17 protein-coding genes are annotated in these 19,466 nt (G+C 60.7%); 9 read left to right on the top strand and 8 right to left on the bottom strand.

Annotation, left to right across the window (positions count from 1 at the left end; translation table 11 throughout):
• Positions 1-61 precede the first annotated feature (61 nt).
• Complete coding sequence (locus DBR16_RS01095; RefSeq protein WP_109259394.1) at positions 62-1,174, top strand: glycosyltransferase family protein; 1,113 nt, start codon at positions 62-64, stop codon at positions 1,172-1,174.
• On the opposite strand, the gene galU is transcribed toward DBR16_RS01095, so the two are convergent.
• Together galU and glmS are read right to left on the bottom strand one after the other, a co-directional pair.
• Positions 1,171-2,040 (bottom strand): UTP--glucose-1-phosphate uridylyltransferase GalU, encoded by an 870-nt coding sequence (galU, locus tag DBR16_RS01090; protein WP_109259393.1) that lies wholly within the window; start codon positions 2,038-2,040, stop codon positions 1,171-1,173. The genes DBR16_RS01095 and galU overlap by 4 nt on opposite strands.
• 2 nt (positions 2,041-2,042) lie before the next feature.
• Positions 2,043-3,863 carry a glutamine--fructose-6-phosphate transaminase (isomerizing) gene (gene glmS, locus DBR16_RS01085; protein WP_109259392.1) on the bottom strand — a complete coding sequence of 607 codons (1,821 nt, stop codon included), beginning with the start codon at positions 3,861-3,863 and terminating at the stop codon, positions 2,043-2,045.
• A 155-nt stretch (positions 3,864-4,018) separates the two neighbouring features.
• On the opposite strand from glmS, the gene glmM reads away from it, so the two are divergent.
• From glmM to DBR16_RS01070, 3 genes are all read left to right on the top strand, one after another.
• Positions 4,019-5,386 carry a phosphoglucosamine mutase gene (glmM, locus tag DBR16_RS01080; RefSeq protein WP_109259391.1) on the top strand — a complete coding sequence of 456 codons (1,368 nt, stop codon included), beginning with the start codon at positions 4,019-4,021 and terminating at the stop codon, positions 5,384-5,386.
• 71 nt (positions 5,387-5,457) lie between these two features.
• Complete coding sequence (locus DBR16_RS01075) at positions 5,458-6,285, top strand: ABC transporter permease (protein ID WP_109259390.1); 828 nt, start codon at positions 5,458-5,460, stop codon at positions 6,283-6,285.
• Positions 6,286-6,409: 124 nt separating this feature from the next.
• Complete coding sequence (locus DBR16_RS01070; RefSeq protein ID WP_456077607.1) at positions 6,410-7,027, top strand: ABC transporter ATP-binding protein; 618 nt, start codon at positions 6,410-6,412, stop codon at positions 7,025-7,027.
• Here the strand turns inward: DBR16_RS01070 and asnB are convergent.
• Complete coding sequence (gene asnB / locus DBR16_RS01065; RefSeq protein WP_109259388.1) at positions 7,024-8,919, bottom strand: asparagine synthase (glutamine-hydrolyzing); 1,896 nt, start codon at positions 8,917-8,919, stop codon at positions 7,024-7,026. The genes DBR16_RS01070 and asnB overlap by 4 nt on opposite strands.
• A gap of 75 nt (positions 8,920-8,994) precedes the next feature.
• Here asnB and DBR16_RS01060 point away from each other — a divergent pair, with 75 nt between their 5' ends.
• Positions 8,995-10,233 carry a glycosyltransferase gene (locus tag DBR16_RS01060; protein ID WP_109259387.1) on the top strand — a complete coding sequence of 413 codons (1,239 nt, stop codon included), beginning with the start codon at positions 8,995-8,997 and terminating at the stop codon, positions 10,231-10,233.
• Here the strand turns inward: DBR16_RS01060 and DBR16_RS01055 are convergent.
• The 3 genes from DBR16_RS01055 to DBR16_RS01045 form a co-directional block, all read right to left on the bottom strand.
• Positions 10,221-11,729, bottom strand: coding sequence for a phosphomannomutase/phosphoglucomutase (locus DBR16_RS01055; protein ID WP_109259386.1), 1,509 nt, complete (start codon positions 11,727-11,729; stop codon positions 10,221-10,223). The genes DBR16_RS01060 and DBR16_RS01055 overlap by 13 nt on opposite strands.
• Positions 11,730-11,753: 24 nt before the next feature.
• Positions 11,754-13,055, bottom strand: a complete 1,302-nt coding sequence (locus DBR16_RS01050) for a UDP-glucose dehydrogenase family protein (protein ID WP_109259385.1) — start codon at positions 13,053-13,055, stop codon at positions 11,754-11,756.
• 71 nt (positions 13,056-13,126) lie between these two features.
• On the bottom strand, positions 13,127-14,092 hold the full coding sequence (locus tag DBR16_RS01045; protein WP_109259998.1) for a KpsF/GutQ family sugar-phosphate isomerase: 966 nt from the start codon (positions 14,090-14,092) through the stop codon (positions 13,127-13,129).
• Between the two features lie 130 nt (positions 14,093-14,222).
• Here DBR16_RS01045 and gpmA point away from each other — a divergent pair, with 130 nt between their 5' ends.
• Genes gpmA through DBR16_RS01030 form a run of 3 tightly spaced genes read left to right on the top strand, consistent with a single transcriptional unit; the run spans position 14,223 to position 16,945 of the window.
• Positions 14,223-14,948, top strand: coding sequence for a 2,3-diphosphoglycerate-dependent phosphoglycerate mutase (gpmA, locus tag DBR16_RS01040; protein ID WP_109259384.1), 726 nt, complete (start codon positions 14,223-14,225; stop codon positions 14,946-14,948).
• Between the two features lie 20 nt (positions 14,949-14,968).
• Positions 14,969-15,598 (top strand): bifunctional diaminohydroxyphosphoribosylaminopyrimidine deaminase/5-amino-6-(5-phosphoribosylamino)uracil reductase RibD, encoded by a 630-nt coding sequence (gene ribD / locus DBR16_RS01035; RefSeq protein ID WP_233347477.1) that lies wholly within the window; start codon positions 14,969-14,971, stop codon positions 15,596-15,598.
• Between the two features lie 48 nt (positions 15,599-15,646).
• Positions 15,647-16,945 (top strand): pentapeptide repeat-containing protein, encoded by a 1,299-nt coding sequence (locus DBR16_RS01030; protein WP_109259383.1) that lies wholly within the window; start codon positions 15,647-15,649, stop codon positions 16,943-16,945.
• 68 nt (positions 16,946-17,013) lie between these two features.
• Here the strand turns inward: DBR16_RS01030 and DBR16_RS01025 are convergent, their stop codons facing one another.
• Complete coding sequence (locus DBR16_RS01025; protein WP_109259382.1) at positions 17,014-17,490, bottom strand: Hsp20 family protein; 477 nt, start codon at positions 17,488-17,490, stop codon at positions 17,014-17,016.
• Positions 17,491-17,717: 227 nt separating this feature from the next.
• Here DBR16_RS01025 and DBR16_RS01020 point away from each other — a divergent pair, with 227 nt between their 5' ends.
• The gene (locus tag DBR16_RS01020) at positions 17,718-18,650 is read left to right on the top strand and encodes a class I SAM-dependent methyltransferase (protein ID WP_109259381.1); all 933 of its coding nucleotides are present in this window, start codon (positions 17,718-17,720) and stop codon (positions 18,648-18,650) included.
• On the opposite strand, the gene hisN is transcribed toward DBR16_RS01020, so the two are convergent.
• On the bottom strand, positions 18,647-19,438 hold the full coding sequence (gene hisN / locus DBR16_RS01015; RefSeq protein ID WP_109259380.1) for a histidinol-phosphatase: 792 nt from the start codon (positions 19,436-19,438) through the stop codon (positions 18,647-18,649). The two genes, DBR16_RS01020 and hisN, sit on opposite strands and share 4 nt — an antisense overlap.
• Positions 19,439-19,466 lie beyond the last annotated feature (28 nt).

Below are 19,466 nucleotides of genomic sequence, written 5' to 3'. Positions count from 1 at the left end.
TCATGAGAATATTGGAAACGCGCCGCGACAGTGGCGCGTTTTTTCTTTATGGGTGAGTGCCATGAAATTCCTGTTCCTCACCCGCCATTTTCCGCCCGCCGTTTCCGGTGGTGCGCGGCGGCCGTATCTCTGGGCCAAAGGATTGATGGCGAACGGCGCGGACGTCTTCGTTGTGGCGCCAGACATCCCCAATGATATCCCCGGCCATATGGTCCCGCATCCGTTCCGGGATCCGCCGACGGGTCTGCCCGGGCGGAAAACCCTGCGCGATCATGCACGCGATCTCCTCTTGTGGCCGGACCCGGACATCCGTTGGACAAAACGCGCAATCACCGCCGCAAAAGATGCCTGCCCTTTTGTGCCTGACTGGATCCTCACGACCAGCCCGCCGGAATCGATCCATGCGGCCGGCCAAGCGCTGCTGGCGCACTGGCCCGAAGCGAAATGGGCAATTGATGCACGCGATCACTGGCTGGTGCGGCCCTTCCGCAAGCAGCGTCTGAATCCGGTGCGCAAAAAAGTCGAACAAGCCTTTGCGCGGCGGATGCTATCGCCCGCCCGCGCGATCTTCGCGGTCAATGATCTGATCCGGGATGAATTCGCCGGTTACGCACCCAAAGCCCATGCCGAAAGCCTGCCGCATTTTGTGGTCCGCGCCGCCGACCCCTACCATTTCAAACGTGATGGCGTTCACCTGGTCCATACTGGCAGCTTCAAACTGTCAGACCCGGATGTATCTATCGAACCGCTGCTGCGGGCTTTCGAGACGGCGCTGGAGCATAATCCTGACCTGTTTTTGCACCTCGCCGGACGATTGCGGGACGACGAGATCGAGGCGGTGAAAGCGTCCACGAAAGCGGACCGGATCGAGCTGATGGGAGTAGTGCCGCTGGCTACGTCACTGTCGATTCAGGCGAGCGCGGATGCGCTGATCGTCCTGGCCGCGCCGGAGGCGCCCGTCCCGCCCGGAAAGCTCCAGGAATACCGGGCCACCGGCCGACCGGTCATTCCGGTGGGTGACGGTGACTGGCGTAAGCTGGTGGATAACTTGCCGGGCAGTGATGCCGAGCGGCTGGCCGCCGTCACGTCATTCTCCGGCGAGGGCGATGTGTCCGGAGTGCTGTTCTATGATGATGCGATGGCAATGGTGGCGAAGACCTTGCGGACGCTCTAACCCAGCATCGCTTTCAGCAAGGCCCGCGCGGCGGCGCCGTTTTCGGCATCAGCCAAGGCATGAGCAACCGTCGCTTCGAGATAGCCAATCTTGGAACCGCAATCATAGCTCTTGCCGTCATAGACAACAGCATGGAAGTCCTGCGTTTCCATCATCCGCGCCATGGCATCGGTCAGCTGGATCTCGCCGCCGGCCCCCGCGCCCTGTTCGGCCAGCAGACCGAAGATTTCGGGCTGCAACACATAACGGCCGGTAATGGCCAGGTTTGACGGGGCCGTCTCACGTGATGGCTTTTCGACCATGCCTTTCATGCGGACCATTGCACCGTCACGCTCCATGGGGTCGATCACGCCATAGGATGAGACCCGCGCTTCTGGCACTTCCTCCACCGCGATCACATTGCCGCCGACCTTGTCATACACGCTGATCATCTGCGCCAGGCAACTGGGCTCCGCCTTGACGATGACGTCCGGCAGAAGAATGGCAAAGGGCTCGTCGCCGATAACATCGCGGGCGCACCAGATGGCATGACCCAGACCTTTTGGTGCCTGCTGACGCACGAAACTCATCGAGCCCGGCTCCGGCAAGGTGGATTCGAGTTCCTCGAGGACGCCGGTTTTGTTCTTGCTCGACAAGGTGGATTCGAGTTCGTAGGCGCGGTCGAAATAGTCCTCGATGGCGCCCTTGTTTCGGCCGGTGACGAAAACAAAATGTTCTATACCCGCCGCCTTGGCTTCATCGACCACATACTGGATAGCCGGGCGGTCAAAGACGGGCAGCATCTCCTTGGGAATGGACTTGGTTGCCGGAAGTACGCGCGTTCCCAGACCCGCAACGGGGAGGACGGCTTTTCGGACTCGGGCCATGGCTATTCCACTGTGACTGATTTTGCGAGATTGCGTGGCTGATCGACATCCGTGCCCATCAAAACCGCCGTATGATAAGCGAGCAATTGTATCGGAATGGCAGCGACGATGGCCTGCGCGATCGGATCGCATTCCGGAATAATGATGGTGCGGACACTGTCGCCGGCCTCTTTGGCGCCTCGTGGATCGGTGAAGAGCGTCACATCGGCGCCGCGCGCCGCGACTTCCTGAACATTGGAAATCGTTTTCTCGAACAACTCGTCCCACGGTGCGATCACAATGACGGGCGTGCCATCCTCGATCAGCGCGATGGGGCCATGCTTGAGCTCGCCAGCGGCATAGCCTTCCGCGTGAATATAGGCGATTTCCTTGAGCTTGAGCGCCCCTTCCATGGCCAGCGGAAAGAACTGGCCACGGCCTAGATAGAGGACGTCGGTGTGATGGGTGAGCGCGCGCGCGAGCTCTTCAATCTGCGGCTCGACGAGCATGACTTCGTTGATCAGGCGCGGCACTTCCAGAAGGGCGCGAACTTTCTCGGCTGTCTCTTCCTTCGTCATCTTGCCGCGGCTGGAAGCCGCCGCAAGCGCAATGCAGGCGAGCGCGGAAAGCTGTGCGGTATAGGCCTTGGTCGAGGCCACGCCGATTTCCGGACCGGCCAGCGTGCGCAGATGCAGATCCGCCTCCCGGGCAATAGAGCTCTCGGGAACATTGACAACGCCGATGGTCCGTACGCCGTTCTGCTTGCAATGGCGCAGGGCCGCCAGCGTGTCGGCCGTCTCGCCGGATTGGGAAATGAATATCGCGGCCCCATGTTGCGGCATGACCGGTTGCCGGTAACGGTATTCCGAAGCAATGTCAGCCTCCACCGCGAGACCGGCATAGCGTTCAAACCAATACTTCGCCGTCGCTCCGGCATAGAAGGCTGTGCCGCAGGCGACGGAAATCAGGCGGTCGGCCTTAGACAGCCCCAGCTCGCCGGGCTGGAAGGCGAAGCTCTCATCGACAGCGGAGATATACTGCGACAGCGTCCGGCCCACGGACTCCGGCTGCTCATGGATTTCCTTTTCCATGAAATGGCGGCACCCGGCCTTGTCGACAAGTTCGGCGGCGGCCGTCGAAATCACGACTTCGCGATTGGCCGGCTTGCCGGATGCATCGAATATCCTGACATCGCCGGGCGTGGCGATGCACCAGTCACCTTCTTCAAGATAGACGATCTGGCGCGTGAAGGGCGCGAGTGCCATGGAGTCTGAACCGATAAAGGTCTCGTCTTCAGCCAGACCGACAGCCAGCGGGCTGCCCTGACGCGCGGCCATGACCGTATCCGGCTTGTCAGCAAAAATCGCTGCCACACCATAGGCACCCCGCAGTTCGGAGAGGGTTTTTGCAAAAGCCTTGTCGTGACTGAGCCCGGCCTGGATATGATGATCAATCAGATGGGCGATGACTTCGGAGTCCGTCTCGGTGACAAAAACGTGCCCCTTGGCGGACAAATCGTCGCGTAAATCCTTGAAATTCTCGATGATCCCATTGTGAACAATGGCAACATTTCCCGAGGTGTGCGGATGGGCATTATCCGTTGTCGGACGGCCATGGGTCGCCCATCGGGTATGCGCAATACCGGTCACCCCGTCGATCGGGTTGTCGCGCAAGGCATTGTCAAGGTTCCGGATTTTACCTTCGGCGCGGCAGCGTTGGACACTTCCGTCCTGAATGACGGCAATCCCGGCGGAATCATAGCCGCGGTACTCCAGGCGGCGTAAACCTTCTATCAAACGTTCAGAAGTCGGAGCAGTTCCAGCAATTCCAACGATTCCGCACATGTAGCCACCCCCGCTTCCGGCACCGAAAATTGTGCGTCTGCAATAGACGCCGCACGCCAAGCGATGTAAACGATAGAAATGGAAATGGCTATGGTTTGCATGCCAATTGCATACAGAATTCTCCAAGCCTTTTCTTATGTGTACCTGGGGGTGTTATGAAAACGTATTTCGGAACCGACGGCGTGCGGGGCCGCGCCAACAGCTTTCCCATGACGCCGGATGTGGCGTTGAAGCTGGGCCGCGCTGCCGGACAGTATTTCCGGCGTGGCAGCCACCGCCACACGGTGGTGATCGGCAAAGACACGCGGTTGTCCTGTTATATGATCGAGGCGGCCCTGACCGCCGGTTTCACGTCAGCCGGAATGGATGTGTCCGGAATCGGGCCAGCCCCCACCCCGGCCGTCGGCATTCTGACCCGTTCCATGCGTGCCGATCTGGGTGTCATGATCACCGCGTCCCACAATGGGTTCGAGGACAATGGCATCAAGCTGTTCGGGCCTGACGGATTCAAGCTGCCCGATGAGGCCGAACTCGAAATTGAAGCGATGATGGATGAGCTGGATGACACCACGCTCGTGCAACCCGGCGAGATCGGTCAGGTGCGGCATTTTCCGGATGCCAAGGGCCGCTATGCAGAAATCGTCAAAGCGTCTTTCCCGCGCGGATTGCGATTGGACGGGATCAAGATTGTCATCGATTGCGCCAATGGAGCTGCCTATCGGGTGGCACCGCAAACATTATGGGAATTGGGCGCCGACATCACCGTTATCGGCGCTAGCCCTAACGGTTTGAATATCAACAAGGATTGCGGCTCAACCATGCCGGAAGCATTATCCGCGAAAGTCCGGGAAGCCGGTGCCGATATCGGCATTGCACTGGATGGTGATGGCGACCGGGTGATCCTGTCCGATGAAAACGGCCAGATTGTTGATGGCGACAAGATCATGGCCCGCGTGGTCAAGGACCAGATGGACCAATCCGCCTTGCGGGGTGGCGGCGTTGTCGGCACGGTGATGTCCAATCTCGGCTTTGAGCGCTTTGTGAATGATCTGGGATTGACGCTTCACCGCGCACCTGTTGGTGACCGCTATGTGGTTGAACGCATGCGCGCGACCGGGATCAATATCGGAGGCGAACCCTCCGGCCATATCGTGCTGACGGATCATGCCACGACTGGTGATGGCATGATTGCCGCCTTGCAAGTACTGGCAGCAAGCGTACGGCACGAAAAACCGGTCAGCGAATTGTGTAATCTGTTCGAACGTGCGCCTCAGGTGCTCAAGAATGTCCGCTATTCCAACGCCTCGCCGTTGAACACGCAGCCCGTACAGCAAGCGATTGAAGATGGCATGATGCGGCTGAACGGTCGGGGCCGTTTGCTGGTGCGGGCCTCGGGCACCGAACCGCTTATCCGCGTCATGGCAGAAGGCGATGATATTGGTTTGGTCGAATCGGTTGTTGACTCGGTCGCCAACTCGGTGGCGGATGCCGCCGCCAACACCAAGCCAGCCGCTGCGGAATAAAACCGCCTGCATCCCGCCATAGCCTCTGCGCAGAGACTGGCTAGGCTCGTGCGGATTCTGCCGGAGCGCGCATGACCCAGCCTGCCGTATTCAAATACCATGCAGACGAACGCCGTGATTTCACGCGGGCGATAGCGGATTTGCATCGCGGGTTGAAGCTTTGGCGTTTGTGGTTCGAGCTAGCCCTTGACGATTTGCGCCAGCGGTATCGCCGCACCGTGTTCGGGGCGCTCTGGGTCAGTGTCTCCTATCTTGTCTTCGCCGTCACCATCGCGCTGATCGGCTCCCAAATGACCGGCACCGCTCTCTATCCCTTCATGGTATATGTCGCGGTCGGTTATCTTGCCTGGAATTTTATCAACGCTTCGGTGACAGATGGCTGCACTGTTTTCATAAATACAGAAAACTGGATTGCGGGCCTGCGCCTGCCTTTTTCGCTTTTCGTATTCCAGAGCATTGCCCGCGAGACTATCATATTCGGATATGGTGGAGCGATTGCCGCCGCCATCATCGTCCTGACCGGTCATGATCTGGCATGGACGGCGCTCGCCGCTCTGCCGGCCCTGATGCTCTATCTGATCAATGCTGTCGCCAGCCATCTCTTCTTCGGTGTTCTGGTCACTCGGTATCGCGACATTGCGCAGATCATACAGACAGCCATGCGTGTGCTTTTCTTTCTGACCCCCCTGATCTGGACACCGGAACAGGCGGGCGGACTGCGCGACTGGCTGTGGTGGAACCCCTTTACCTATTTCATTGATATCTTCCGGGCACCGATTGTGGATGGCATCATTCCCTGGAGCAGCTGGCTATTCTGTCTGACATTCTCGGCGGTGTTCTGCCTGATCGCATTCAGCCTGTTTGCGCATTTCCGCCGCCGCATCGTGTTCTGGTTCTAGATCCATGGTTTCGCTGACCCTCAATCACGTTTCGCTGACCTATCCGATCTTCGACAGCAATACGGTCGAGGACTCGCCAGACGGTGCCGGCCGGATCGAAAAGCGCAAACATGGCGGGCTCGGCCTGCGCGCGCTTCACGACATCACGCTGTCCATAAGGCAAGGCGACCGGGTCGGCCTGATTGGACGCAATGGGTCCGGCAAATCCACGCTTCTGCGCGTAATGGCAGGCATTTATGCGCCGGATGCGGGTGCAGTGCTTATAGAAGGGCAAACCGCCGGACTGTTCGAAGTCGGGCTCGGTATGCGGATCGAAGCAACAGGACGGCGAAATATCATTCTGCGGGCCCTTATGGAGGGTGATACCCGGGACGAAGCCGAAGCGCGCGTTGACCAGATTGCCGACTTTGTCGAGCTGCGTGATTTTCTCGACCTGCCGGTCCGGACCTACTCACAAGGCATGATGATGCGGCTGGCCTTCGCCCTCACGACTTCTTTCGGTGCAGAAATCGCTTTGCTGGATGAGTGGATTGGGACAGGAGACAAGAACTTCCGAAAGAAGGCGGATGCCCGCATGCAGGAAATCGTGGCGAATGCCGGAATTGTTGTTCTTGCCAGCCACAATCCCGAGCTCGTGCTGAAGCATTGCGAGCAGGCTATCTGGCTTGACCAAGGCATGATCCGGAAGTCCGGTGCCGTCGAGGACATCGTCCGCGCGTACGAGAACTCCGGTGACAGCTAGTCCAGCACTGCGCCGGTCAGTTCCGCCCAGCGTCCGGCGCAGGCGACGCGGAAAGCCGTTTCACCCGGCGCGGCACCTGCAGCTTTCCGGACGCGTTCGTGCACGATCCAGTCATCATTGAGCATCGGGCGGAATGCCTCAATGGCGTTCTCGAGATGCCGGTCGACCCAGATCCCGACCTTGCCCCGCATCCATTTCTGCTGCGGCGTCACAAAGCCCAGCTTTTTGCGCCGCCAGGCAATTTCCGGTGGCAGACGGTCCTCAAACGCCTTGCGTAGAATGTATTTGGTGTAGCCCTTTTTTACCTTGAGTTCACCGGGAATCCGGAAGGCGAGATCGCCAATGGCCTGCGACAGGAAAGGCAACCGCGTCTCGACCGCGAACGCCATCGCATTGCGGTCTTCATAGCGGAGCAAACCAGGGAGGCTGTCGCGAAGGACGAGATTGCGGATGAGAGTTTCGAGCCGGTACTGGCCGGGCGCAGGCGAAAATGGCTCCGGCAGGAAAGCCTCACGAACCGGTCCGCCCTTGGGTGGATAGCGGCCGATGGCCCTGAACATGGCGCGCCGGAAACGCTCGGAAACCACCGCCCGCCAGATGCCGCGGCCGAGACGGCCGGTTGTCAGGTCCGACGGCTCGGCTATTAGGGCGTTGAATTCCTTGAGAAATGACGGGTCCAGCCGCGCCAGCCGGTCGGCCATGGCATAGCCTGCCATCGGCGCATAACCGGCAAACAGCTCGTCCGCGCCCTGGCCATCGAGCATAACCTTGATGCCGGCCTTCCGGGCCGCCTCGAAAACAAAATACTGGGCACAAATGGAGGTCCCGGGGAACGGCTCGCCTTGTGTCCGGAGGATATCGTCCAGACGCGCCGCCACATCCTCCTCACCGGGATGCACTTCGACCAGTTCGACATTCTTCCCCTTGATCGCCGCCTCGACAAAAGGACGTTCCGAGAGCGACTGCCCGCCATCATTCGCCTCGTCGAAGATGGCAGAAACGCATATGAAGGGGTCACTGTTTGCATCCCGCAGCCGATCAACCGTGCCGAGAATGATGGATGAATCCAGACCGCCGGACAGGCATGTGCCGACCGGCACATCGGCCACAAGTTGACGGGAAACAGCTTCGTCCATCGCTTCGCGTAGCTTCGAAACGGCGCCGTCTTCCCACATCGGCGACTCCGCGTCCGGTTCCCAGAACGTCGTCCCCTTGTGTCCAGACACGGCCTTATGATCGGGCACCGCGCCATTCTTTAACTCGACTTCATACCAAAGCCCTGCCGGGCAACGGCTTACGTCTTTCCAGCTGGTAGAGTTGTAGCGATTGTCTACCTGACCTGAACCGATAAAGGCGTCGAGGGTGAAGGTGTCGGTCCTGGCGGGCACTTTCATTCCGGCCATCAGCTGACCTGCCTCTGACGCAAACGCCAGTGATTTGCCATCGCTCCCGGCCACAAACAAAGGCTTCTCGCCAAAGCGGTCACGGGCGATGGTGAGGACCTGCCTCTGCGCATCGTAGAACACCGCCGCGAACATACCGTCGATTTTCGCGAAACAATCCGTTCCCCATTCCGCGAAGGCGGCAAGGAAAACTTCCGTATCTCCCGTTGTCCGGAAGACATGGCCGTTGGCTTTCAGCGCGTCACGCAGCTCCCGGTAATTGTAGAGCGCGCCGTTGAAGATAAGCGTGTAACGCCCTTCCGCAGTCTGCATGGGCTGGGCGCTTTCATCGCTGGGATCATATATGGCAAGCCGCCGGTGGCCGAGTTCCAGTCGCCCGGCCGGCGTATCAAACCGCGCCCAGCCTTCACCATCGGGGCCGCGATGAGCCGCCGCGTGAAGTCCGGCCACCGCATCCGGCGCATTGATAGATGCCCAAATCCCGCACATGGGTCTTGCCCCGAAACGACCTAAGTTGGAAACAACCCCTATTCGCCCCCGCGCCAACCGGCAAGGATCAACGCCATGCGCCACGCCCTTTTACTCGCCCAGCGTTTCGACAAACGCGATGGCCGCTTGCTCCGGATTCGCGACGCCTTGCGAGAAGCCGGCTATGTCGTGACATCACTCGCCATGGACTCCGGCGGCGATGCCCGCCGCGACCCTGAGACGAAGGATTTGCGCCCCCGCGCCACCGGCCTCTTGATGCTCGCAAGCCAGCTGATCATGGCGGGAATCATTGCCGGATATTTCAATCGCTTCTTTCCGGTTGCCATGACGATCGGTTTCTGGTCGCTCATTGCCGTGATGATCGCCCTCGCAAGTCCTTTCGGCCGCCGCTACCGGCTGGCGCTGATCACCCGCACATCCGAATTCCTCGGCCGGATTGAAACCGGCAAGACACGCTATGGCCTCGTCTGGGCAGTTGACCCGGAATCGCTTCGCCTGGCGCGGGCGGTTGCCGACCGTGATGCCGCACGGCTGATATTCGATGCGCACGAATTTCACCGCGAGGAAGCGCCGGGCGATGACGCGCGCCGGGCATGGGTGACCCGCGAGGAAGAGAACGCTGCTCCCCGCATAAACCAATGGGTGACCATCAACGAATCTATCGCAAAACTCTATGCTGAGGCCATCTCCGGCAGTCATCCCGCGGTAATCTGTAACGCCATTGATCCACACAATCTTGATCGCCTGTCATCGCCCTTGCGGGCTGCGGCGGGCGTCAGGGATGATGAGAAGATCCTGCTTTATCATGGCTCTTTGAGGACCTTGCGGCATTTGCCGGAGCTTATTGATGCGTCAAATCATCTTCCGGACGACTGGAAGCTCGTCGTGCTGGGTGATGGACCGCTTAAAGCTGAACTAATGGCGCAAGACAGCGCAGCCATCTTCCTTGACCCGGTGGATTATGATGCCTTGCCACTTTGGGTGGCTGGTGCGGATATGGGCGCAATTCTCTATGAGGATGCCGGCCTCAACCAGCACAATTGCAGCCCCAACAAGCTCTATGAGTATATTGCGCTGGGTGTGCCGCTTCTGACCAGCAACCTGCCGGAACTGAAGCGATATACCGACGATGCCGGGTGCGGGCGGGTGGTTTCCGGACCGATTACGGCTGGCAGTATTTCCGCGGCGATAAAGAGTCTGTCCGGCCCTGATCTGTCCGCCATGAAATCCGCATGCCAGCGGACCGCCAAGACCCTGTCCTGGCAAGACGAGAAAGCGAAACTGATTGCCCTGCTATCGTCTCAGAGTTCCTGATCGAAGGCTCCGATTTCCGGGTGTTTGGCGAGTTCGGTCTGAATGTCCCGGAAGATGGCCTTCATGTCTTCGGCGGAATTCGGGCTTTCGACCACAATCACCAGGTTGGGCGTGTTGGATGAGGCGCGCACCAGCCCCCAGGCCCCATCTTCCAGCGTGAAGCGGACGCCATTGACCGTCAGCACGTCGCGCACCTTGCGTCCGAGGATTTCGCTGCGGGCCTTATAGGCTTCCGCGATCTGATCGACGATCGCGTATTTCTCCTCGTCCGTGCAGGCGGGCGACATGGTGGGTGAGGAAAAGCTCACCGGCAAGGCGCGGCGCATGTCCGCCATGGTCTGGCCGGGATTGCGATCCAGCATGTCGAGGACGGCGCGGGCGGCGACGATGCCATCGTCATAACCGCGTCCCAGTGGCGGCTGGAAGAAGAAGTGGCCGGACTTTTCAAAGCCGACCAGGGCGCCGGTCTGCTTCGAATAGCGCTTGATATAGGAGTGGCCGGTTTTCCAGTATTCGGTGGTGGCGTTGTTTTCCTTCAGGACCGGGTCGGTGAGGAACAGGCCTGTCGATTTTACATCGACCACGAATTTCGCATTGGCGTGCCGCGCCGACAGATCGCGGGCCAGCATCAGGCCGACCTTGTCGGCGAAGATTTCCTCGCCCTCATTGTCAACGACGCCGCAACGGTCGCCATCGCCATCGAAGGCGAGGCCGACATCTGCCTTATGCTCGAGCACGGCATCACGCAGTGCATGCAGCATCTTCATGTCTTCCGGATTGGGATTGTAGCGCGGAAAGGTGTGATCCAGTTCGCAATCCAGCGGGATGACCTCAACCCCCATGGCGGCCAGGGCTTTGGGCGCGAATGCGCCGGCCGTGCCATTGCCGCAGGCGGCCACGACTTTCAACGGGCGGGTGATATTCACGCCGTCTGAAAGGTCGGCGAGATAGCGCTGCGCCACGCCCTCTTCGCGGACATAGCCGCCACCGGGACGGGTGACGCCCTCACCTTTCAGCACGATCTCCTTCAGGCGGGCCATCTCGTCCGGGCCAAAGGTCAGGGCTTTTTCAACGCCCATTTTCACGCCGGTCCAGCCATTGGAATTATGGCTGGCGGTGACCATTGCCACGCAATCGATGTCCAGGTCGAACTGCGAAAAATAGGCCGTGGGCGACAGGGCCAGTCCGATGTCATGAACCTTGATACCGGCTGACATCAGGCCGACCATGAGCGCCTGTTTCACGCCCAGCGAATAGCCGCGGAAATCATGACCGGTGACGATTTCCGGCGCAACGCCGAGCTCGTGGATCAGCGTACCGAGGCCCAGGCCAAGCGCCTGAATGCCATAGAGGTTGATCTCGGGCGTCTTGTCCGAGCCGGGATGGCCGAACCACCAGCGCGCATCATATTCGCGGAAACCGGTCGGCTTGATCTGGGCCGAGGTTTCAAAATCCCAACTATTGGGCACGAGATCGGCGCGCGGGGGCTGGCTCATACTGACACTCCTCCGGAGGTTGGCCTAGCGGCCGACACTGACATAGGTAAAGCCGCGATTTTTCATGTCATCGGGGCTGTAGATATTGCGCAGATCCACCACGACATCGCCGGCCATGATCTCTTTCAAACGATTGGTGTCGAGGGCGCGGAATTCATTCCACTCGGTGATGATGACCAGCGCATCAGCGCCTTCGGCGCAAAGATAGGGGCCGGAGGTGAACTCCACATCCTTCAGCAGTTTTTCAGCCTCCACGATACCTGCCGGATCATAGGCGCGGACTTTCGCGCCCGCATCCTGCAAGGCCGGGATGATGTCCAGCGACGGCGCTTCGCGCATATCATCCGTCCCCGGTTTGAAGGTCAGGCCCAGAACCGAAATCGTCTTGCCGCTGACATCACCGCCCATGGCCCTGATGATTTTCTTGGCCATGTCGTGCTTGCGGCGGTCATTGACCTCCACGGTTGTCTCGATCAGGCGCAAGGGCGTGCCGGCTTCCTGGGCGGTGCGGGTCAGGGCCAGCGTGTCCTTGGGAAAGCAGGAACCGCCATAACCCGGTCCGGCATGAAGGAATTTGCTGCCGATCCGGTTGTCGAGACCGACGCCACGGGCGACTTCCTGGACATTGGCCCCCACGCCTTCGCACAGATCGGCCATTTCGTTGATGAAGGTGATCTTCATGGCCAGAAAGGCGTTGGCAGCGTATTTGATCAGCTCGGATGTCCGGCGGCTGGTAAACAGGATGGGCGTCTCGTTGAGATAGAGCGGGCGATAGACTTCGCTCATCACCTCGCGGGCGCGCGCATCATCCGTGCCAACCACCACCCGGTCCGGGCGTTTGAAATCATCGATCGCGGCCCCTTCACGCAGGAATTCCGGATTGGAGACCACGGCAAAATCGCCATCCGGACGGGTTTCGCGGATGATTTTCTCGACTTCGTCGCCGGTGCCGACCGGCACGGTCGACTTGGTAACGACGACCGTATAGCCCTCCATCACGCTGGCAATTTCCTTTGCCGCAGCATGGACATAGGACAGATCGGCAAAGCCGTCACCGCGCCGCGACGGTGTGCCCACGGCGATAAAAACGGCATCCGCTTCCTTCACCGCGCGCGTCAGGTCGGTATCAAAACCCAGACGCTCCTCGCGCACATTGCGCTGGACCAGTTGATCGAGGCCGGGCTCGTAAATGGGAATGCCGCCCGAGCGCAGCATGTCCACCTTCTCCTGATCCTTGTCGATGCAGGTGACGTGGTGACCGAAATCGGCGAAACAGGCGCCGGAAACCAGTCCCACATATCCGGTCCCGATCATGGCTATGCGCATGGGGATTTCCTTCTTGTTCCGTGTTGCTGACCGTCTACCGATAAGGGGGCAGCGCGGTCAATGCGCAAGGCCTATTTAACACCGGCCCGCAAGAGGTCGTGAATGTGAAGCAGCCCGGCCGGCTTTTTGTCCTCGACCGCGAAAAGCTGAGTGATCTTGACCGGACCCGCGGTCATGATCCGCAGCGCATCGGCAGCGAGCGTCCCGGGCTGAACGGTTTTCGGGCCACGCGTCATGACTTCGGCAACGGGCTGGTCCAGAAGGTCCGGGCCCATATGGCGGCGCAGATCGCCATCCGTCACCATGCCGATCAGACATCCCTGGGCGTCAATCACACCGACACATCCCAGCCCTTTCGCGCTGATTTCGATCAGGGCCTCGCCCATGCGCGCCTCGAGCCCGATCAACGGAATGGCGTCGCCGGAATGCATCAGATCTCCAACGGTCGCGAGCGCGGCGCCCAGCGCGCCACCGGGGTGATACATCTTGAAATCCTGGGCGGTGAATCCGCGGGCTTCCAGAAGCGCGACGGCCAGCGCATCCCCTAAAGCGAGCATCAGCGTTGTGGAGGTGGTCGGCGCCCGGGTCTCCGCACAGGCCTCCGGGGCATCGGGCACGAGCAGGAGATAATCGCTGGCCCTGGCCAGGCCCGACTCTGCCCCGCAGGTCATGCCGATGAGCGGCGTTCCGAAGCGGCGGCAATAGGCCATCAGATCGCCCAGCTCCCGCGTCTCGCCGGATTTTGACAGGGCGAGCACGGCATCATCCGGCGTGATCATGCCGAGATCGCCATGGCTGGCCTCTGTCGGGTGAACGAATTGCGCAGGTGCGCCCGTCGACGCCAGGGTCGCCGCGATCTTGCGCGCCACATGCCCGGATTTGCCTATGCCGGCGCAGATGATCCGGCCCTTGATATTCTTCAGGCGCTCGACGATCGCATTGAAGCCGTCATCGAGACTGTCAGCCAATTGCCCCAGACCGTCCTGTTCCAGACGGATTACACGGCGGGCCACTTCCAGCGAATTTATCTGTGTCATCTGCCATCTGCCTTGATCCTGTCCCGGCATAGCAGAAGGGCGCGCTTGGCGGAAAGGGCGTTTGCTGCCCTTTGGCTTGCTCCGCCTCCGCCCCCGCGCTATCCGGAGCAGGACAGCCTCGGGAGTGTATATGGCAAAGCTGGTATTGATCCGTCACGGGCAGAGCGAATGGAATTTGCAAAACCGCTTCACCGGCTGGGTGGATGTGAAGCTGACCGCAGAAGGCGAAGCCCAGGCCCGGAAGGCTGGCACGCTGCTGGCAGAGACCGGGTTTGCCCCGAAACGGGCCTTCACCTCGGTCCTGACGCGTGCCATCCGCACGCTCTGGCTGACCCTGGAAGAAATGGACCGTGTCTGGATTCCGGTGGAGAAGTCCTGGCGGCTGAACGAGCGGCATTATGGGGCGCTGACCGGGCTCAACAAGGATGAAACCCGCGAGCGTCATGGCGATGCCCAGGTCCAGATCTGGCGCCGCAGTTTTGATACACCGCCGCCGCCGCTGGATATCACCGACGAGCGCCACCCCTCGCATGATCCACGCTATACGGACCTGCCCTCCGATCAATTGCCGGCAACGGAGTCCCTCAAGGTCACGCTGGATCGCGTGCAGCCCTATTGGGACAGCACGATTGCGCCCTTGCTGGAGGCCGGCGAGGACGTGCTGGTCGTGGCCCATGGCAATTCACTTCGTGCCATAGTGAAGCTGCTCTTCCAGCTGACCGGCGATGAAATCGTCCGCATCGAGATTCCGACCGGCAATCCGCTGGAGATCGGTATGGACGGAGAAGGCAAATTGCCGGTGACCGCCCGCTATCTCGATACTGAGCGGGCCCAGCCGCTGCCCGATATTCCTTGAGTCGGCTGACCGACCTTCGCATGATGGATACAGCGCTGGCCCTGGCGCGATCGGGGCTCGGCACGACCGCGCCCAATCCCAGCGTCGGCTGCGTCCTCTTCAAGAATGGCGCAATCATCGGTGCCGGTGTGACCGCGCCCGGCGGGCGGCCCCATGCCGAGCGGCTGGCGCTCGACATGGCAGGTCAGGAAGCCGGCGGGGCGACAGCCTATGTCACGCTGGAACCCTGCGCTCATACCGGCCAGACTCCGCCCTGCGCAGACGCGCTGATCAAAGCGGGCATCGCCCGTGCCGTGATCGCCTGTGCCGACCCGGACCCGCGCACCGCCGGTCAGGGGGCGGACAGGCTCAAAGCCGCAGGCATTATCGTGGACACAGGTCTGCGCAGGGCAGAGGCGGAAGCCTTGCATGCCGGTTTCTTTCACCGGATCCGGCGGGGCTGGCCGCTTGTTGCGATTGATACCAATCCCGTCAGCTATGATTTGAGCCTCAAGGATTTCGATTATCCGGATGTTCTTGCAGCGCTTCGTGCCCTCGGGGATACCGGAATCACCCGGCTACGGCTTGTTCCCGGCTCGCCGGCCGCAGAAGCGGCCCATGCGGCGCGTCTCGTCGATGTGACAGTGCCGGGGTTAAACACCCTGCGTTAACCCAATTTCGGGATAATTTTCCTTCGTCTCAGGGAATTAGAGCCGCTCATGCCGGATCGCGTTCAATACCGTACGCTCAATCAGGCGCAGGTTGATGAGATCTGCCGCCGTCATGAGCTGTTGTGGAGCGGCAAGCCCGGCGGGGCGCGCGCCTCCTTTACCTATTGCGTGCTCGACGGGCTGATCCTGTCCAACCGCGACCTCTCCGATGCCGATTTTACGGGCTCGACACTGGTCGGGGCGGATCTGTCCGGCGCGGTGCTCAATTCCAGCAGTCTCTACGGGTGCGATATGCGGCGGGCCAATCTGCAAGGCGCATCGCTGCGGCGCGCGGACATGCGCGGGGCCGCCCTGCGGGGGGCGAATCTGCAGGGCGCGGACCTGTCCGAGTGCGATCTGCGCGAAGGCACAATCGCGCAGATGGACCGCGAGCGGGGTCTTTCCGTACTCAAGCACAAATCCCGGCCCGGCGAGATGACGATGGCGAATTTCCAGGGCGCCAATCTCTCGCGCTCGAAAATGTCCGGTTCGTCGGCACAGCGGGCGGATTTCACGGATGCTGTCCTTCTGGGTACGCGGCTGGTGCGCGCCAATCTGCGATCAACCGTGTTTTCGGGCGCCAATCTTGAAGGCGCGGACCTGTCCGGGGCCGATCTTACCGATGCGGATATGACCGATGCCGTCCTGATCGGCACGACGATGACGATGGCACGGCTGGATAATTGTGATCGCACCGGTGCCCTGACGGACGAGCCCGTGGGCCGGAATATGCGGGAGCTCGACCGCCCGGTCGAAGACATGATCGAGGATCATATCCGCTGGTGCGCGACCAACGGGAAAGAAGGGCAGCCCTCTTCCTTTGATGATACCGATCTGCGCCCGCTGGTGTCACTGGCTGGCAAAACGCTGACCGCCTTCCATGCGCGCGGTGCGACGCTGTACGGCCTGGATCTCGAGGGAGCGCAATTACAGGGGGCGCGGCTGGAACGCGCTGACTTGCGGATGACCTGCCTGCGGGGGGCGGATTTGCGCGGTGCGGATCTGACTGGCGCGAAGCTGAATAATGCTGATCTGCGCGACTGCAAGCTGGGGCCCTTATTGCTGGAGGAGGACCGCATTCTGCCCGCCTCACTGGCGGCAGCCAAGGTGCGCTATTCCGACCTATCCGGTGCCGATCTCCGGCGCATCAAGGCGACGGGCGCGGATTTTTCCTATTCCACGCTTTACGGTGCCGATGTGCGCCATGCCCATTTCTCCGGCTCCTGTTTTACCGGCGCGCGAGTCAGCGAATCCTTTCTGACCGACATTGATGCAGCGGATGGCGTGGTTGATCTGGATGCCGCCTGACAACAAAAAGCGCGCGCCTGAAGGGAATAAGGCGCGCGCTCTCGCTGTGTACGTTGCTGTGTCAGGGTCTAGGCAGCTTTCGACTTGCCACCTTCAATGACCTTCCGGCCTTTCGCGGATGTGTTGCCGATGGAAATCCGGCGCGGCTTTGCGCTTTCCGGGATCTCACGGCGGAGCGTTACGGCCAGCAGGCCATTCTTCAGCTCCGCGTTGTCGACGACGACATGGTCCGCAAGATGGAAGCGGCGCTCGAAGGCGCGCTCGGCAATGCCGCGATAGAGGTAATTCGGACCATCTTCCTCTGACCGGGCCTCCTTGCGTCCGGAAACCGTTAGCACGTTTTCCTGGACCTCAACGGTCAGCTCGTCTTCGCCGAAGCCGGCAACGGCCAGTTCGATACGGTAATCATTCTCGCCAAGCTGTTCGATATTATAGGGCGGGAACCCGGCTGACGGATCAGCTTTCGAGGCTGAATCGATCATGTTCGCCAGACGGTCAAAACCGACGATCGAACGGTAGAGCGGTGTGTAATCAAGGCTTCTCATAGTCTTATCCTCCTTCAGAAGCGACAAGTATTGCGTCCGGCCCTTGCCCTGGACCGGACAGGTTCCGCACCGGGTTTGATCCGCCATTCAGGCCGGATCGTCCGATGCGCAGACCCCGTTATGGCGGCCTGCATCAAACGAGGTAGGAATGCCGATCAGTGCTTGCAAGAGGGGCTGTGCTTCTTTAGTCGTAGACGTTGAAAAATCAGCAATTCCGGGAGTTTCACATGCAACGCGCACTTTGGATGGCCGGTCTGGCAAGCTTGGTTCTGACAGCTTGCAGTGGTGGTGAAGACGCGGCCATTGATGAAATCGCGGCGGATCCCGAACCTGCTGCTGAACAGGACACCGGAACGGTTGTCGCCGAGACGCAGAGCGCGGCCGAGAGCGGAACGCTGGAATGGGCTCTGGCTGGCGACTGGCGCGGCGAAAATGGCGCGCGCGATGAATTCCGCCATCCGTCTGAGACGCTGGCCTTCTTCGAGATCGAGCCGTCCAATACGGTGATCGAGATCTGGCCGGGCGGTGGCTGGTATGCGGAAATCCTGGCGCCCTGGCTGAATGCCAATGGCGGCACCTATATCGCGGCGCATTTCCCTGCTGACAGCGAGAGCGAATTCCGCCGCCGCAGCCGGGCCAGCTTTGAAGACCGGTTTACCGGCTCTGACCTGTTTGGCGATGTCGTAATCCGTGATTGGGGTCCGGAAAATCGGGGGCTGGGTGCGCCCGGTTCCGCGGACGCCGTTCTGACATTCCGCAATGTCCATAACTGGATGCGTGGCGGATTTACCGAACGTGCCTTTTCGGATTTTTACGCGGTTCTGCGCCCGGGCGGCGTGCTGGGCGTGGTTGAACACCGCCTGCCGGACACACGCGAACAGGATCCGCTGGCTGGATCCGGCTATGTCCAGGAAGCCTATGTTGTCGCGATCGCCCGCGAGGCGGGCTTTGAACTGGTCGGGAGCAGCGAGATCAACGCCAATCCTGCGGATACCGCCGATCATCCGAACGGGGTCTGGACACTGCCGCCTTCCCGCAGCGGCTGGGAAGCCGAAGGGTTTGATTCCACCCCCTATGAGGCGATTGGCGAAAGCGACCGGATGACGCTGTTATTCCGCAAGCCGGAGACCGATCCGGTGCCTGCAGAGGACGAGGGCTAGACCGAATTCAGTTTATCGATCGCACGGGCATGGAGTTTAGGTGTCGCCGCGGCGACCAGCGCTCCGGTGCTGACATCGTCCTCACCCTGCCAGTTGGTGATGATTCCACCTGCGCCCTTCACGACCGGTATGAGCGCATGGATGTCATAGGCAGACAGGCCGGATTCGATGACCAGATCGACGCATCCGGCCGCCAGAAGACCATAGCCATAGGCATCCATACCATACCGGGTCAGGCGGGCAGCCTTCCGGACGGCGGCGAACTGACCGGCTTCGCGGTCCTGAAACAGATAGGGATCGGTGGTTACAAGGATGGCCTCGCCGAGCTCCGTGACTCCTGAAACCTGCATGGCATGGCGCGACTCCCGGGTTGCCAGCTCGGCACCGCCGGCATGGCCTGAAAACCGCTCGCCGGTATGCGGCTGATCGATCACGCCGAGCACGGGCCGGTTTTCGTATGTCAGGGCAATCAGCACGGTCCAGGCCGGGGTTCCGGCGATGAAGCCGCGCGTGCCATCAATCGGATCCAGCGTCCAGGACCAGCCATTGCGGCTCTCAAGCGGCGGAAATTCCTCGCCTAGAACGCCATCGCCGGGGCGCTCGACATTGATGAGATCACGCATCGCCTGTTCGGAGGACCGGTCCGCAATCGTGACCGGATCAAACCCTGCCGCGGCCTTATTCTGCACCGGAGGGCGGCGGCGGAAATGCGGTAAAATGGCGGCACCGGCGGCATCTGCCAACCGGTGCGCAAACGAGAGGTCGTTTTCGAGATTACGTGCTGTCATGCCGCTGACCTATCAGGGCGGTCAGCGA

The sequence above is a fragment of the Hyphobacterium indicum genome, assembly GCF_003129605.1.
GTDB lineage: Bacteria > Pseudomonadota > Alphaproteobacteria > Caulobacterales > Maricaulaceae > Hyphobacterium > Hyphobacterium indicum.
Note: the sequence above shows the minus strand (reverse complement) of the source record. Positions and strands in the feature narration are given on the sequence as shown.

Coding starts and splice junctions, on each gene's coding strand:
- DBR16_RS01095 (WP_109259394.1), top strand. CDS start 62: ATGAAATTCCTGTTCCTCACCCGCCATTTTCCGCCCGCCGTTTCCGGT.
- galU (WP_109259393.1), bottom strand. CDS start 2,040: ATGGCCCGAGTCCGAAAAGCCGTCCTCCCCGTTGCGGGTCTGGGAACG.
- glmS (WP_109259392.1), bottom strand. CDS start 3,863: ATGTGCGGAATCGTTGGAATTGCTGGAACTGCTCCGACTTCTGAACGT.
- glmM (WP_109259391.1), top strand. CDS start 4,019: ATGAAAACGTATTTCGGAACCGACGGCGTGCGGGGCCGCGCCAACAGC.
- DBR16_RS01075 (WP_109259390.1), top strand. CDS start 5,458: ATGACCCAGCCTGCCGTATTCAAATACCATGCAGACGAACGCCGTGAT.
- asnB (WP_109259388.1), bottom strand. CDS start 8,919: ATGTGCGGGATTTGGGCATCTATCAATGCGCCGGATGCGGTGGCCGGA.
- DBR16_RS01060 (WP_109259387.1), top strand. CDS start 8,995: ATGCGCCACGCCCTTTTACTCGCCCAGCGTTTCGACAAACGCGATGGC.
- DBR16_RS01055 (WP_109259386.1), bottom strand. CDS start 11,729: ATGAGCCAGCCCCCGCGCGCCGATCTCGTGCCCAATAGTTGGGATTTT.
- DBR16_RS01050 (WP_109259385.1), bottom strand. CDS start 13,055: ATGCGCATAGCCATGATCGGGACCGGATATGTGGGACTGGTTTCCGGC.
- DBR16_RS01045 (WP_109259998.1), bottom strand. CDS start 14,092: ATGACACAGATAAATTCGCTGGAAGTGGCCCGCCGTGTAATCCGTCTG.
- gpmA (WP_109259384.1), top strand. CDS start 14,223: ATGGCAAAGCTGGTATTGATCCGTCACGGGCAGAGCGAATGGAATTTG.
- ribD (WP_233347477.1), top strand. CDS start 14,969: ATGATGGATACAGCGCTGGCCCTGGCGCGATCGGGGCTCGGCACGACC.
- DBR16_RS01030 (WP_109259383.1), top strand. CDS start 15,647: ATGCCGGATCGCGTTCAATACCGTACGCTCAATCAGGCGCAGGTTGAT.
- DBR16_RS01025 (WP_109259382.1), bottom strand. CDS start 17,490: ATGAGAAGCCTTGATTACACACCGCTCTACCGTTCGATCGTCGGTTTT.
- DBR16_RS01020 (WP_109259381.1), top strand. CDS start 17,718: ATGCAACGCGCACTTTGGATGGCCGGTCTGGCAAGCTTGGTTCTGACA.
- hisN (WP_109259380.1), bottom strand. CDS start 19,438: ATGACAGCACGTAATCTCGAAAACGACCTCTCGTTTGCGCACCGGTTG.